This is a genomic window from Rummeliibacillus sp. SL167, assembly GCF_007896505.1.
Taxonomy (GTDB): Bacteria; Bacillota; Bacilli; order Bacillales_A; family Planococcaceae; genus Rummeliibacillus; species Rummeliibacillus suwonensis.
This window is the reverse complement of sequence record NZ_VCBM01000001.1, coordinates 2,255,581-2,271,172: the sequence shown is the minus strand read 5'-3', so window position 1 is coordinate 2,271,172 and position 15,592 is coordinate 2,255,581. Positions and strand designations below refer to the sequence as shown.

The 15,592-nt window shown below is 35.6% G+C and carries 13 protein-coding genes; 5 read left to right on the top strand and 8 right to left on the bottom strand.

Annotation, left to right across the window (positions count from 1 at the left end; translation table 11 throughout):
• Positions 1-134: 134 nt before the first annotated feature.
• Complete coding sequence (gene resA / locus FEZ13_RS10170; RefSeq protein ID WP_146552532.1) at positions 135-665, top strand: thiol-disulfide oxidoreductase ResA; 531 nt, start codon at positions 135-137, stop codon at positions 663-665.
• 533 nt (positions 666-1,198) lie between these two features.
• A complete protein-coding gene (locus tag FEZ13_RS10165; RefSeq protein ID WP_146552531.1) occupies positions 1,199-3,832 on the top strand; it encodes a glucosaminidase domain-containing protein in 2,634 nt (877 codons plus the stop codon).
• A gap of 270 nt (positions 3,833-4,102) precedes the next feature.
• Here FEZ13_RS10165 and FEZ13_RS19520 read toward each other — a convergent pair whose 3' ends face one another.
• Together FEZ13_RS19520 and FEZ13_RS20035 are read right to left on the bottom strand one after the other, a co-directional pair.
• Positions 4,103-4,252, bottom strand: coding sequence for a hypothetical protein (locus FEZ13_RS19520; RefSeq protein ID WP_186725841.1), 150 nt, complete (start codon positions 4,250-4,252; stop codon positions 4,103-4,105).
• Positions 4,253-4,484: 232 nt separating this feature from the next.
• Positions 4,485-4,607, bottom strand: coding sequence for a hypothetical protein (locus FEZ13_RS20035; protein ID WP_255473095.1), 123 nt, complete (start codon positions 4,605-4,607; stop codon positions 4,485-4,487).
• 208 nt (positions 4,608-4,815) lie between these two features.
• Here FEZ13_RS20035 and FEZ13_RS10160 point away from each other — a divergent pair, with 208 nt between their 5' ends.
• Both FEZ13_RS10160 and FEZ13_RS10155 read left to right on the top strand, forming a co-directional pair.
• A complete protein-coding gene (locus FEZ13_RS10160; RefSeq protein ID WP_255473094.1) occupies positions 4,816-6,702 on the top strand; it encodes a polysaccharide biosynthesis protein in 1,887 nt (628 codons plus the stop codon).
• Between the two features lie 1,004 nt (positions 6,703-7,706).
• Complete coding sequence (locus FEZ13_RS10155) at positions 7,707-10,430, top strand: hypothetical protein (RefSeq protein WP_146552530.1); 2,724 nt, start codon at positions 7,707-7,709, stop codon at positions 10,428-10,430.
• 861 nt (positions 10,431-11,291) lie between these two features.
• Here FEZ13_RS10155 and FEZ13_RS19515 read toward each other — a convergent pair.
• Both FEZ13_RS19515 and FEZ13_RS10150 read right to left on the bottom strand, forming a co-directional pair.
• Positions 11,292-11,435: a hypothetical protein gene (locus FEZ13_RS19515; protein ID WP_186725840.1), complete on the bottom strand. Its 144-nt coding sequence runs from the start codon at positions 11,433-11,435 to the stop codon at positions 11,292-11,294.
• 53 nt (positions 11,436-11,488) lie between these two features.
• Positions 11,489-12,547 carry a YifB family Mg chelatase-like AAA ATPase gene (locus tag FEZ13_RS10150; protein ID WP_146552529.1) on the bottom strand — a complete coding sequence of 353 codons (1,059 nt, stop codon included), beginning with the start codon at positions 12,545-12,547 and terminating at the stop codon, positions 11,489-11,491.
• Between the two features lie 142 nt (positions 12,548-12,689).
• On the opposite strand from FEZ13_RS10150, the gene FEZ13_RS10145 reads away from it, so the two are divergent.
• Positions 12,690-13,328, top strand: a complete 639-nt coding sequence (locus tag FEZ13_RS10145) for a hypothetical protein (RefSeq protein WP_146552528.1) — start codon at positions 12,690-12,692, stop codon at positions 13,326-13,328.
• 336 nt (positions 13,329-13,664) lie between these two features.
• Here the strand turns inward: FEZ13_RS10145 and FEZ13_RS10140 are convergent, their stop codons facing one another.
• From FEZ13_RS10140 to FEZ13_RS10130, 4 genes are all read right to left on the bottom strand, one after another.
• Complete coding sequence (locus FEZ13_RS10140; RefSeq protein WP_146552527.1) at positions 13,665-14,048, bottom strand: hypothetical protein; 384 nt, start codon at positions 14,046-14,048, stop codon at positions 13,665-13,667.
• Between the two features lie 326 nt (positions 14,049-14,374).
• Positions 14,375-14,560 (bottom strand): DUF5316 family protein, encoded by a 186-nt coding sequence (locus tag FEZ13_RS20450; RefSeq protein WP_186725839.1) that lies wholly within the window; start codon positions 14,558-14,560, stop codon positions 14,375-14,377.
• A gap of 73 nt (positions 14,561-14,633) precedes the next feature.
• Positions 14,634-14,804 (bottom strand): DUF4083 family protein, encoded by a 171-nt coding sequence (locus FEZ13_RS10135; RefSeq protein ID WP_146552526.1) that lies wholly within the window; start codon positions 14,802-14,804, stop codon positions 14,634-14,636.
• A 283-nt stretch (positions 14,805-15,087) separates the two neighbouring features.
• Entirely contained in the window at positions 15,088-15,504 is a 417-nt protein-coding gene (locus tag FEZ13_RS10130) for a hypothetical protein (RefSeq protein WP_146552525.1), read from the bottom strand.
• Between the last annotated feature and the right edge of the window lie 88 nt (positions 15,505-15,592).

Below are 15,592 nucleotides of genomic sequence, written 5' to 3'. Positions count from 1 at the left end.
CAACGAAAAAACGATAACATTGCCACTTTTACGATAAAAATATATCTTTTTTGTCATTGAAAAGCTGATTTTTATCATTTTGTTGGGGATGAATGACTTTTCAAGCACCTTGCAAATAGGAAAGGAAGGGGATTATGAATAAGAAAAAACGATTCTATCTGCGCCTAGTTATTTTGCTTGTCCTTTTCGCAGCCATTGTGTATACCATTTACAATACAGCAACGAAAGATCAGGCAGAGATAATAAAAGTAGGCGATAAAGCACCTGATTTTGTGCTAGTCGATATGAACGGGAAAGAACATCAATTATCAGAATACAAAGGACAAGGCGTCTTCCTCAATTTCTGGGGAACTTGGTGTAAACCTTGTGAACGGGAATTTCCATTAATCGATCAACAATATCAAACGTACAAAAATCAAGGTGTTCAAGTATTAGCGGTCAACATCGCAGAACCGGAACTCTCTGTCCAAAAATATATCGATCGCAAGGAATTAACTTTCCCAGTTCTCATCGATCATACCAAGTCAGTAATGAGAGCATACAACATCGATCCGTTACCAACAACACTGCTCATCAGCCCAGAAGGCAAGATCGAAAAAATCATCACCGGCCAAATGTCTGAAAACGATATCGTAGCCAATATGGAGCAAATCATGCCAAAATAATGAAACAAGCCAGAAAAGTTGAAACACCGGCATTTCTGGCTTTGCTTTTGAACCAATTTCAAGGATGTCCATTCGATAGAGAATGATTCGAAAAAATATTTTAGCTTGCTTTTGAATCAATCTCAAGAAAGTCCATTCGATAGAGAATAATTTGAAAAAAATTTTAGATTTGTTTTGAGTCAATCTCAAGAAGACCCTTTCGATAGAGAATGATTCGAAAAAATATTTTAGCTTTTGCTTTTAAATCAATCTCAAGAAAGCCTATTCGACAGATGATAATTTGAAAAAGCATTCTAGCTTTTCTTCTGAATCAATTTCAAGATACCTGACTTATCCTCAAGGTCAATAAAAGAATCTAGCTATATTTCACACTAGTCTCAACTTCATCACAAATTGTATAAATCAAAAGATCCTAGCCATATCTTACGCCCTTCCCAGCTTTTGTTTCTAATCTGTGAAAATCTGTTCAAATCACTCAAATATATGCTATAGTTAGTAAAAATCCACTATTTTAATAGGGAGGAAGATTATAGATGTTTACACGGCAAAAGTCTCATAAAAGACTCACGACAGCGGTCATATCAGCAGCCATGCTCGCATCAACTGCGACAATGTATTTACCGGCACTAAAAGCAACTGCAAAAACAACAGTTACACAACCGACAAAAACCGTCAAACAAACAAAAACGAGTAGACTAGGCAGACTCAAAACTGAAAAAGCTATCATTTATAAAGCACCAACCGCTAAAAAGGGAACAAAGGCTGGTGCTCAAAAACTACAACTTACGTATTACATAAATAAAAAAGCCGTTTACAATAAAACAACATATTATCAAATCAGTAATTACAAAAGTGCATCCCGTACGGCAATCGGTTGGGTGAAGGCAAAAGACCTCACAACAAAAGCGCATCAATTACTCAAAAACAGTACAACTAAAAGATATATATTAGGCACTGGCAAAGGTTACACAAGACCATGGGGAGGATCAAAAAATATCCTTTTCATTTCTCTTAGTACGGATAAAAACACCTTTTTTAAAACAAAAACAACCGAAAAAGTGGGTAGCGATACATGGTATAGCGGCACGTTAAATGGTCAAACCATTTGGTTGAAAGCGAATCAATTAACCACGAAAAAACCTTCAACGACGATTAAACCCGTACTAAAAAAGGTAAATAGACTTGGTCGTATCAACACCCAAACTGCTAAAATCTATTCAGATATCAATAACCTAAAAAAATCAGCAGCCGCAACATCTAAAAAGACGGAAAAAACTTATTACATCAATCAACAAGCAACAATTGGAAAAACGATCTACTTCCAACTGAGCACATCTCAAACAGGCACAACTTCTATAATTGGTTGGGTCAAAAGCACAGATCTAAAAAGTGTAGCTCAAACAACTGCTAAAGTGCCAACCACTCCCCAAGTACTAAAGGGTACGGGCAAGGGCTACAACATTCAATGGGGCGGTACGAATAACATTGCCGAAAAATCATTAGCGAACTACAAAGATCAAAAATTCACGATCAAAAAAGCGATCAAGGCAGGCAATGAAATCTGGTATCAAGGTATAACACCGAACAATAAAAGCATCTGGGTTTCATCAACACAAGTAAAAAATGCTCCATCAACGAATCCGGAAACGCCCGTTCAACCAGAAACAGCAGCCATTACGAAAGTAGGTATCTTGAAAAGTACATCAACTAAAATTTATCAAGATCTAACAGACTTGGCTACATCACAACAAGCAGGTACGATATACACAAAAGAAAATTTCTATGTATACAAACAAGCAACCATTGATAACAAAACCTATTACGAAATCAGCCGAACAGATGGCACCTCAACAAAAGCAATCGGGTGGGTAGAAGAAGGGCAGATCACTCTGTCTAATATCACTTCATCTACTACATCCAATTTAAAACTGTTCTTAACAGGGTTCGGTAAAGCTTATAATATCTCAAACGGTACAACGAACAATGTGGTATATGACTCACTTGCAGACTACCGAGCAACCGCTTTCACAGCTAAGAAAACGGAAGTCATCAATGGCAATACCTACTATCAAGGAACCATCAGTGGTAAAACCGTCTGGATTTCACCAGAACAGACCGGGAATAGCTATATAGCAGAAAACTTGCGAAAAGTATCGAATATCACGCAAAAAGAAATGGAAGATTATTTGGTAAAGAAAAAAGGAACGAGCATCCAAACAAACAACCTTTACAAAATGATTCCAGCATTTCTCAAAGTCCAAAAAGAATATGGCATCAATGCGCAATTTATGCTGGCCCATGCTATTTGGGAAACAGGCTGGGGAGGTTCAGCCATCTCACAATACAAAAACAATTTCTTCGGCTATCAAGCCTATGATTCAGCACCATTTACCTGTGCCTTATATTTTCCATCTGGACAAGAAGGGCTCGAATACTACGCAGACGCCATCTACAACAAATATTTAAAAGCGGGCTCCATCTATAACTATGGTGTCAACATTGCCGGGATGAATACAAAATATGCAACAGACACAAATTGGGGACGAAGCATTGCTAGGCTGATGGAAGAAATGAAACCATACGACAGCAAATATTACACGGCTCAACCAGTTAGCACATTAAATCCAGCGCCGATCACCAAAGTCTATAGTCACATTATTCCAGCAGACAAGCCACAACCAGATACGTTCTACACATTCGATCAAGGAATCGTGGCATCTGCAACATTATTAACACCTGTCTACTCTATGCCATATGCTACGTCTGCTAGACAAATCGGGACACTAGCATTAGGACAACAGATTACTATTTTAGGACATAACGCAGACATCAAAGATTATAAAGACAGCAACGGCAATTTCAAAGGACGCTGGTTCCGTGTCAGCTACAACGGCAATGACCAAGCATGGATCAGAAGCGACTACTTAAACATTCAAAATCTAGCCGTCACCAATTATGACGATTCAAATGTCCGTAACAAAGCTACAACCAAAGATTCAACCGTCATCGTAAAATTAGAAAAAGATACCTACCTAAAACTTGTAACAGATGCCAAAGGAGCGGTAGCAACATCAACAGACGAAGCCGGAACAACATGGTATCAAATCTTTATCCCCGGCAAAACAACAAAAGGGTGGGTCAGCTCCACAATCGTGACAAAATTCTAATGATTCTAGTGATACTAATTTCTAATGATACCAAAGGCAAATTCAAACACCATCTGATGGATCAATCACAGATGGTGTTTTTTAATGAGCTTTTTTCACAAAATATCAGGTGGGAAGAGAGGTGGCGTGGACAGTGAGGGGGATTTTCTAATGGGATAACGCTATCGATAAGAGTAGCAGTTCTACTCGATAGAGCAACACTTCCTAATTTAAAGGAGGATTACTTTATTTTGGTAAAATAATTCATTATTTTGAGCCCTGAATAAGCGATCAGGGGACGTAAATATTCTCGTTCGTGGATACAATTCGTTTTTCCGTGGATGGGAGAGCTTCGTCCGTGGATAGAACCTCTCCTTTCGTGGATGGCAGGTCATTTCCCATGGATAAGCGAGTATTTCCCATGGATAGAAAGTTTCTCATTCGCAGATTGTCCTTCTTCATCATGGGAGAGTCTTATCCCATAAGCAGAACTAGAACCCTCTCCATTTTCATGGACAGAAAGCTATTTTCCCAGATAGAGGTTCAAATCTTCGAATAGGAGATCGCCTACAGGATCAACAGCCCTTATCCTAATTCCAAAGAAAAAACCTTGATTACTCTTATTTTGGAAAAACCAACCATCATTTGGAGCTCTGAGTAAGCAACTTAAGACTTAAATATTCTTGTTCGTGGATACAATTCGTTTTTCCGTGGATGGAGGAGCTTCATTCGTGGATAGAACCTCTCCTTCCGTGGATAAAGGTCTATTTCCCGTGGATAAGAGAGTATTTCCCATGGATAAAGTCCATTCGCAGGGAGTCCTTCAATCCTGGCTCCCTCCCCAATAAATAGAACCCCCATCCATAAACTCCCACTATTCTCATAGACTAAACCGCATGCGCCATCTCTCATAGTTACTTAGATAGCCAAATCTCAGCCATTTTGACCAATTGCCAATAAAGAAAAATATTTTTCAGTCATAGCTACTAAAAAAGCCCCATATAATGAAATGGCTTCAATTAAACATTAGAGGAGGATACACACTGCTATACAATAAAAGACTACTGTTATTAATACTATTAGACTCTACTATCGTTTTTACAGCAATATTTTTGAGCTATTTGATCGTTTATCCTGCATTACCATATACCGCCATGTCATTCTTGTTGGTTAGTTCCATCACATTACTTACCAGTCATCATATATTTGCTGCTGTGTATCGGATGTATCGCAACACATGGGAATATGCAAGTATTCGAGAATTACTGGCGATTATAAAGGCGATTACATTTTCGATTTTAACAACGATCATCGTTCAGGTGATCGCCTTTCGAACGATAGATATACGGGTATTAGGCATTACATGGATGATGCATATGCTACTCATTGGAGGCTCCCGATTCTCATGGCGATTATTTCGTGATCGTTTTATCACACTGAACACCGATAAAAAGCGGACACTCGTTGTTGGAGCTGGCTCTGCGGGTTCGATGATCGCTCGGCAATTACTCAAAAGCACTGAAACGGATCTCTATCCGATCGCCTTTGCAGATGATGATCTAAAAAAGATGAGACTCCAAATCTATGGGGTAGAGGTAAAAGGGACCATTCAAGACATTCCACAGCTAGTAGAAAAATTAAAAATAGAAAACATCATCATTGCTATTCCTTCATTGAAAAAATCCGAACTCAATCGAATTTACAAGGAATGTGCGAAAACAAAAGTGAATACCAAAATCATGCCATCCGTTGAAGACTTTTGCACAGGGAAAATAGCTGTCCATCATATTCGTGATGTACAAGTAGAAGATTTACTAGGACGAGAACCTGTAGAGCTTGATATGACGAGCATCTCAAAAGAGCTAACAGGCAAAATCGTGTTAGTAACAGGTGCGGGAGGATCGATCGGCTCCGAAATATGCCGGCAAATCTGTAAATTCCAGCCTAAAAAACTACTCCTTTTAGGGCACGGTGAAAATAGCATTTATAACATCGACATGGAACTAAGACAAGCCTATCAAAATGAGATTGAATTAATCCCGATCATTGCCGATATTCGAGATCGAGATCGAATATATGGAATCATTGCACAGTATGTACCAGATGTCGTCTACCATGCCGCAGCCCATAAGCATGTACCATTAATGGAGTTTAATGCTACGGAAGCAGTGAAAAATAACATCTTTGGTACGAAGAATGTAGCGGAAGCAGCAAACACATTTGGGGTCGGATGCTTCGTCATGATTTCGACCGATAAAGCCGTCAACCCATTGAATATCATGGGCGCAACGAAACGCTTCGCAGAAATGATTGTTCAAAACCTAGCAAAAGAAAGTAGTACGAAATTCGTAGCCGTGCGTTTTGGCAATGTGCTGGGAAGCAGGGGCAGCGTTATCCCTCTCTTTCAAAAGCAGATCGCAGCGGGTGGACCCGTAACGGTGACCCATCCAGAAATGACCAGATACTTTATGACCATTCCAGAAGCATCACGGCTAGTTCTTCAAGCAAGCACATTGGCAAGAGGGGGAGAAGTATTCGTCCTAAATATGGGGGAGCCCGTCAAAATCGTGGATTTGGCTCGAAATCTCATCACACTGTCCGGTTATACAGAAGAAGAAATTGGCATCAAGTTCTCGGGCATCAGACCTGGCGAAAAACTATTCGAAGAACTATTAAATGAAGATGAAGTCCAAAAAAAGCAAGTATTCCCGAAAATCTTTATCGGAAAAGCAGAACCCATCGACAAGCAAAAACTCTATCAGATGCTCGATTCCATACTAGAGCAGGATACCGATACACTAAGAGAAACACTCATACGAATAGCCAATGCCAAAACAATCACCCCTCCACCACCAAATTTAGTAGTAGTGAATGGAGGCAAATATGGATAAGATTCCTCAACAACGGAAAGGTTGTTGGGGTTTTTCTGATGAATGGATCTGAATGTTCATAACCAAAGTCCTCAAATCGAAGACACTATTCGTTATAAGAGCAAATCCTCCTCAAAATCACTAGTCGAAAAGAAATGGCATAAAAAAAGTAATCTAAATTACTAAAAGTGTAATTCAAAAGAGAAAAAATCTATTAGCGATCAAATATTTAATCATTTAGAATGAACGTGAATTTTCCCATACAGACGACAAAGCTTTCTTTTGAAAATAGATGATTAAAAGATACATATCAACTTCCCCCTAAAATCGCTTATTAGTAATCTTCATTATAATAACTTTTACTCTGAAATATTCTTGCAGATAGAACCAACACGCAAATTTTTACATAAATTTAGTATTTATCGGTATTTAACAAAAAATATATGATAGAAATTTAATAAAAAAGAAAAAGGCTCCTCAACATAATCTGTTATTTTATTACAAACTTCATTGTTTTCGTAACATTTGTAACAGTCGTACCAAAAGATGGTATGGTAAAATCAAGGATAAAAATAGAGGTAAAAATAATAGTATGCAAAAAAATAGTTATATATAAAGGAAGAAACTCAAAATAAATAGCAGAAAAAGTAAGGATCATTCTACGGCTTTAAAAGAATGCGTATATTTCATTTTTATATAAATATTACAAAGTTATTTGATGTAAAAAACACTCAAAAATAGCAAATTGCTAATCTATAAAATGATACTTTAAGACTATTAATAAAGATATGATGATAAAAATATCATTTATTTTGTAATAAAAAATCATAAATGAAAATATTGGATAATATTTTTTTGATTATTTTATAAAAATATGATATTCGGATTATTATGTTCAATAATTTTACAGAAAAAAAGGTGGAAATTCTCCCTCTGATAGTCGATAATTAGGCTAAGCATGATTAGCTGATGAAACTTATAACCAGCAAAATGCTAATCATATTCATAAGGGAGGATTTTTATTCATGGCAAATTTCAAATTTGTTAAATCAGCAACAGCGGCTGTACTTGGTGCTTCTGTACTAACTACTGCTGTAGTAGTACCTGGCGCGGATGCTTCAGCAAAAACTACTTACAAAGTGAACAAGAACGGTACACTTGTAAACGCAAAAACTAACAAAGCGGTGAAAGGTTACAAAACTTATAAAGGTAAACTTTATAAAAACGGTAAAAAATTCACTGGCAAAACTTCTTCAGGTGTTTACTATGTGAAAGGTAAAAAATTCACTGGTAAAACAAAATACGGTTACTACTATGTAAACGGTAAACGTTTCACAGGTACAACAAAATATGGTTATTACTATGTAAACGGTAAACGTTTCAATGGTAAAACAAAATACGGTAACCTTTATGTAGATGGTAAACGTTACACTGGTACAACAAAATACGGTTACACTTACTACAATGGTAAACGTGTTGAAGGTGAATACAAAGGTAAAGTTTACACTAACGGTAAATTAGTAACTGGTCTTTACAAAGAAAAACTTTACAATAAAGGTGTTCTTGAAAAAGATCTTGTTCTTTATCAAGATAAACTTTATAAAGATGGCGTACTTAACGTAGGTTATGCTCTTTACAAAGAAGATCTTTACAAAGATGCAGCTAAAAACGAAGGCTTCGTAGCAGATCCATTAAAAGATGGTAAAGCTTACAACGATACAAAGTTAGCAAACGGTACTTTCGATGTTGACGGTGTCGAAAAGGCATACGAAGACGGCGTTGAAGTCGGTGCTAAAGTTAAATCGGTAGAAGCGATTAACGCTAAACAAGTTAAAGTTACATTTAACAAATCAATCGATGAAGATACTGTTCTTGATTCAAATTCAAAATTAGTAGCAGGTACTATTACTTTTAAAGAATCAGCTTCAAATTCTACTGCTACAGTAACTGCTGCAAATGCAACTGGTGAATTTACAGATGCTAAAACATTAGTAATTACACTTGGCACTGGTGAAATTTTTGATGGTGCATACACTTTAAGTGCAACTAAAGCAGTAAAAACTACTGGTAAAGAAAGTATTGAAGAATTCTCTAAAGCATTCTCAATTTCTGATAAAGTTGCTCCAACTGTAGAATCAGTAACTGCAAACACAAATGCTACTATTGCAACTTCTGCAAAAGTAAAATTCTCTGAACCAGTTTCAGCTGCTGTTGTTAAAATTGATGGAACAGTTTACTCAGCAGCTAGTGGTACTGGTACTGATGAATTAACATTCAATGGTTTATCATTAAGCACATCTTCAGAACACAAAGTAGAAGTTCTTAATGCAACTGACTACAATAATAATGTAACTCCATTACAAACTAAAACATTCACAGTAAATCAAGATACCGTAGCTCCAGTTGCAACAACAGTAGCAAGTGGTGACCATGCTATTCTATTAACTTTCGATAAAGATATGACTGTAAGTACTGTAGCAGGTGCTGTTAAAGTTCTTGATGAAAAACTTGGCACAGTGGGTTCTACAGTAACTCAAGTTGGTACAAGTAAAACAAAATTCTTAGTTACAATTAACGGTACAACACTTTATGATAATGCTGCTTCACGTTCATTAACAGTAGTTGTTGATGATGCTGCTAAAGATGCACTAGGAAATAAAGTTTCAACAACAACTAAAGCAGTAACTTTAACAAAAGATGTAACTGCTCCAACTGCTTCTAATGTTGTTGTAGAAAATGATGCAAATGGTAATGCTAAAACTCTAAAAGTTACTTTCAGTGAAGAGTTAAAAGCTGCACCTACTGATTTATCTGGTATTTCTGCTAAAGATGCAAGTACTGGTACAACTGCAACAGTTACTGATTTATTAGATGCTACAGCTATTAAATTATCTGATGATAAGAAAACTGTTGAAATTGGAGTAAAAGCAGCTGCACAAGGAAATAAATATAACTTTGCATTTGGTAAAGCATTTGTACAAGATACTGCTTTAACTGCAAATGATTCAACTGCATTTTCTAAAACAGTAGCATTTGATAAAGCAGGTTCTGCTTTCAAATTAGTACAAGGCGATTTAGATACTACTACTCAAAATACTATCAAAATCACTTTTGCTAAAGAAGTTATAGGTGACTTCGGTGCAACTGCTGCTAATAACCCAGCAAACTATACTTTAGCTGGTCAAGCTCTTCCAGCTGATACAAATATTGATATTGACTCTGCTCGTAAAGTAGTAACAATTACATTACCTTCTGATTTTGTTGCAAAAACAGATTCAAATGCTGTATTTACTGTTAACAATGTAAAAGCAGCTGATGGTTCTGCATTATCAGCATTCGTTGGTTTCGCTAATGTAAAAGATAACATTGCTCCACAACTAAACAAAGTTGTTTGGAATACAAACGGTTCATTCACATTAGATTTCAATGAAAATATTTCAACTCTTGGTGCTGAAGCAGGTTATGAAGTTAAAGTTAATGATACTCTAATTCCAACTACAGCTTACACATTCACTGCTGGTACTGGTTCAGATGCTGGTAACATTGTAGCTACATTCAATTATGAAAATGATGCAACTGCAGGTAATTATATCGATGTTGATGGCGATAAAACATATACTGCAGGTAAAGATATCTTAGCTGGTACAATTGCTAAAGTATCTGTAAAAGTTCTAGGTACTGGTAATACTACAGCTGATGCAGCTGGTAACGTTGCTAAAGCTGGATTAACAGCTTCTGCTTCAAAATAATCTACCAGATTATTAAATCCACCCCTTACCTTATTGGGCGAACGGATTCAAAGACTCCTATCTTCTTCGGAAGATGGGAGTTTTTTTGTTTCATAGTGTTTGGATTCTCTTTTTAAATATATATTATTATCTTGAATTCTAGCTCTCATGTATTCCGTACATGGGAGCTTTTTTCGTTAGGAGGGAATGGAATGATGGCTCTCAAAGCAACATACAGTACCTAAAAAGCTATTACTTTTGAACGAGCCTAAGAAAGTAAAGGGTTTTAAAAGTAATCGTTTTACCCGTCTATTTCAAGGTTTTAAGAGAAAAGGAGAATCCAAATGGAAGAGATTTTTGTGAAGGAATGGTTTTCAAAACAACTAAGACAGATATTTCATGTGTACCCACTAAGTTCAGGTGCCAGTCACCCAAACAATTCTGACAATGAACTACAAGTTAAGTCCTTAACTCTTTCCTAGGGTTAAGGACTTTTTTTGCCTATTTACTTATAAATATCTCACAAATACTTATTCCAATATTCAATATATTAAGTTCAAGTGCCAGGCACCGAAACAATTTAAGTCCTTAACTCATTCCTAGGGTAATTGCTAGGTGCCAGGCACTGAAACAATTCTGACAATGAACTACAAATTAAGTCCTTAACTCTTCCAACGGGTTAAGGACTTTTTGTATGGTTAGGATGAATTTGGTTGTTGTGTTTGTGTTGTTTCTTTTTTCCATGAAATGGCTTCTTCTATGGCTGTATCTGTGAGGTCTTTTGTTCCTGCTTAAGTTCAGGTGCCAGGCACTGAAACAATTCTGACAATGAACTACAAGTTAAGTCCTTAACTCTTCCAACGAGTTAAGGACTTTTTGTGGTTAGGATGGATTTGGCTGTTGTGTTTGGGTTGCTTCTTTTTTCCATGAAATGGCTTCTTCTATGGCTGTATCTGTGATGTCTTTTGTTCCTGCAAGGTCTGCAACACCAAGTTCAGGTGCCAGGCACTGAAACAATTCTGACAATGAACTACAAGTTAAGTCCTTAACTCTTCCAACGAGTTAAGGACTTTTTGTGGTTAGGATGGATTTGGCTGTTGTGTTTGGGTTGCTTCTTTTTTCCATGAAATGGCTTCTTCTATGGCTGTATCTGTGATGTCTTTTGTTCCTGCAAGGTCAGCAATGGTTCTTGCCATTCGGATGATTTTAAGTTGTGTGCGGTTGCTCCATTTTTCGTGAAAACAGGTAACGGCTAGTTGATCGCGTTGTTGTTTGGTGATGCCACAGAGCTGTATAAGTTGATCAGATGGTACTGTGCTATTTAGAAATGATGGACGATAGCGCTTATTTTGTTGATTTCTCGCATCTGTTACTCGTTGTCGGATGGTATTTGAGTCTTCACTTGTTTCTTGATGTGAGAGGTGAACACTTTGTAAAAATAATTGAAAATCGAAACGGTCAAGCAATGGACCGGATGCTTTTAGTTGATATTTACGAATTTCGTTCGGTGAGCAAGTACAATAATGATCGTTTGAACCATAATAACCGCACGGACAAGGATTGGTTGCTGCAATGAGTGTAAAATCAGCAGGGTAAGTGACTGTTTGTCGCACACGACTGATGCTGACCACACCTGTTTCCATTGGTTGACGCAACATATCAAGTGTTTTTCGTGAAAATTCGCCTAATTCGTCTAAAAACAGTATGCCTCGATGTGCTAATGAGATTTCCCTAGGCTTTGGATATGTTCCTCCTCCGATTAAAGACGTAGAGGAGGAGGAATGATGTGGCGCTCTATAGGATGGACGCATCAAAAAGGTAAATGGTTCTTTGGCTAAATGATAAATGCTGTATACTTCTAACATCTCTTCTTGTGTTAACTCAGGAAAAATGGTTTGAAAGGCATCTGCCAACATACTTTTCCCACATCCAGGAGGACCATTGAGCAGAATATGATGTCCACCTGCTGCTGCAATTTCCAATGCACATTTGGCTTTTGCATGACCAAAAATCGCAGCAAAGTCCGTTCCTTTATTCGGATTGTCTCTTTCTCGTATAAAAGGTTGGATCTTAGTATCTGGTAAATGTAAAAGGGTTTGTCCCTTTGCGTATTGTACAATTGTTTCGGTGCCTGGCACTTGAACTTAGTATAAGTAGTGTAAGACAAACGATGGTTACCTATGAATACCAAAAATATCAAAAATTTATGATGGAAAATTGTGAGACTTTAATTGCAAAATAGATATATAGCCTAACAATAACTAAAAAAGGAGAATATAAATGCTCAAATTTTGGAAAAGAATTCTCGTTTTTATGATTCTTATTTTCCTAATAACACCCAATATAGGAGATGTTATGGCAAAAGGGAATAAGACTCGATATTCTACAACTTTAAAATCTTCATCTGGAAAACAATACAAGATCAAACTGGCAGGGATAAATGATAAATCAGGTATTGCATCATGGAATTCGGACAAACCATATGAGATAGTTTGGGCAGGAGCAAACGAGGGAGACCGAATTTATTATGGAAACTTTCAATTTTATGTGAATAACATAAAAAGCTCACAAAAATTAAGAAACTACACCTATAATAAGACACAACAGATGGTTTACAAAATTTCTTCAAAATACAAGGGACAACCAGATTTACTACTTATCTCATCAGCAGAAACTAGTAGTTATCGTTCGACATCAGTCTACTATATGTATAACGGCAAACTAAAAAAGGCTAAGAACGGTTTAGGCAATACCCTAAGGCCCAAAAATATTGGCAAATATAAATTTAAAGTTGCTATATACAACAATGCATCTAATCCACCGGGATATATAATTAATTATTATCAACTTAATGTAAAAAAAGGGGCTTTTAAAAAATATAAAAGTATTTTTAGAGAAGGCGGTTATCTTAAATGGTAGTTTAATTATCCCTCTCTCTTAAAAGTAGAGTTTATGTGAAATAGAATAGACTCTACTTTTTATCAACTAGTATCCCTTTTTAAGTTCAGGTGCCAGTCACCCAAACAATTAAATGGAAAAAGCATTAGTAAGATGCAGAGATAACTGTTTATTGCAAAATACAGATAACTTCATAAAATAAAAAATCACCCCTCTACCGATTGGCAGAGGGGTTTTAATTATTTCGATTTAATATTCTCATGATTATTCACTTTAAATTTCTTGAATAATTTTCTTAATAAGAAAATCACTAAAATCAAGACCAAAGTAGTAATTATAAGCCCAGGAAATCCAAAGCTACTTAACATTATTAACAGTACCCTCCTTTAATCTGGATTTACTGTAAAAAATATTATTTATATCATGTTTAATAGTACCTTTAACTGATACTGTAACACCATCTACTGTTCTAGATTCAGAAATATACTTTGAAGCAAATAAGGTCATTTCTGAAGATGCTGGTTTCTTTGCATACATTTCAATAAAAGTTTGATCCTTTAACGAAAGTTCCTCTCCCACATCATATTGTTGATCAATTCTTTCATAGTTAGAAACTATTTCATCTTCCGTCAAACTCGCGAATTCATCTTGATATTTTGCTTTTTCGTTCGCATTTACTGATTCTATTGGATTAGAAGAATCCTCCTCAGCATTAGCTAAAATATTAGATGATAATCCCACGACTAAAGCAAAAGGTAAAGCTAATAAAACACTTTTTTTAACATAACAATATATTTCTTTATTAGAATTTATTATATTTTATCATATTTTAAATAATTTAGTGTGTCAACTTTGTTAAATTATGTATTTAATTGTTTTTATTTCTTTGATAACTGTTAATTTTATCAATTTATGATATATATATTAAGTTCAGGTGCCAGTCACCCAAACAATTGTATAGTTTAGTGTTGACAAACTATTTTTGTAAAAACATAAAGAGTTAACCATATTTGGCTAACCCTTTATTAGTTTATTCTTTATTTGAAATCTTTTATAGGTGCTAGTAACTATAAATACCATATTAAAGCTGCAATAATAAGCAAAATAACACCTATGGTTCCAAAGCATAAGCCTACCTTTTCTCTGCTTTTTCTGTATTCTTTTGTTTCAGAGAAAAAATTCGCTCTTTGCTCAGGTCCTGAAGTCCATGCTCCAATGCTTAATCCTGAAACGACAATACAAATAATCCCCATAATTACTAAATATCTAATAAAAGCATCTCCTTACAGCGAACCTTCTAATTAAAGATTTTTCGATACAAATTGCTTATTTCTCTTCTAATTTTTCCAAAATCTTATCTAATTTTTGATTAATGTTTTGCTTTTGCTTTTTTGTGTCAGCAAATAGCCTAAAGAATATTATAATTAAAGAAATGATTGATATTAAAGTGATAAAGATGGCTAAAGTTACTAAGATATCACCTATATTTATGTCCATTTCTATACCTCCTCTAACGACTTTATTTTAACATAAAACTACTTTATAGTATAAATGTAGAATAAGCATATCGTGCAACCAATTTAGATATACTGACTTTGTTCACCTCACCATATATAGTAGTGATGGCGTATCTTGGTGATCGTACTCTTCATCTTTTGGCTAAATACTTAGAAATACCTATTTATCCATATTTAACTTTTGTTGTGTTTAATATTGCAATTTAGCTCATAAAAAAAGAGCAACCAAAACTATACTTGGTCACTCTATTAATTTTTTAAAACTATTTTATATAACCATCAAAATCTTGATCTTTGCCTTCAAAAACAATATAAAACTCGGTATCATGTTTTATATTACTAAATTGAATTGTTGCACTCTTTTTGCCTGATACTTTTGTAGATGCATATGTTTTTAAAAGTCTTTTAGCTGTTATTTCTATAGGCTTTTTAGATCGATTATTTACCTTGATTGTATAAGAGGTTTTTCCCGTAAATTTATAATTTGTATACATATCCGCACCACCAGATACACCTGCAAAATTATATTTACCTTTTTTTGCTATATTCCATACTTTATCTGGACGGTTTACCCCAAACGGAACAACTGCTAAATCCGGATTTCGATCAGATATGCCAAAAGTAATATTATATTCTAAATCGATAGGGTCGATTAGTCCTTCAGATACATCCCAAACCAAGTTCAGGTGCCAGGCACTGAAACAATTCTGACAATGAACTACAAGTTAAGTCCTTAACTCTTCCAACGAGTTAAGGACTTTTTGTGGT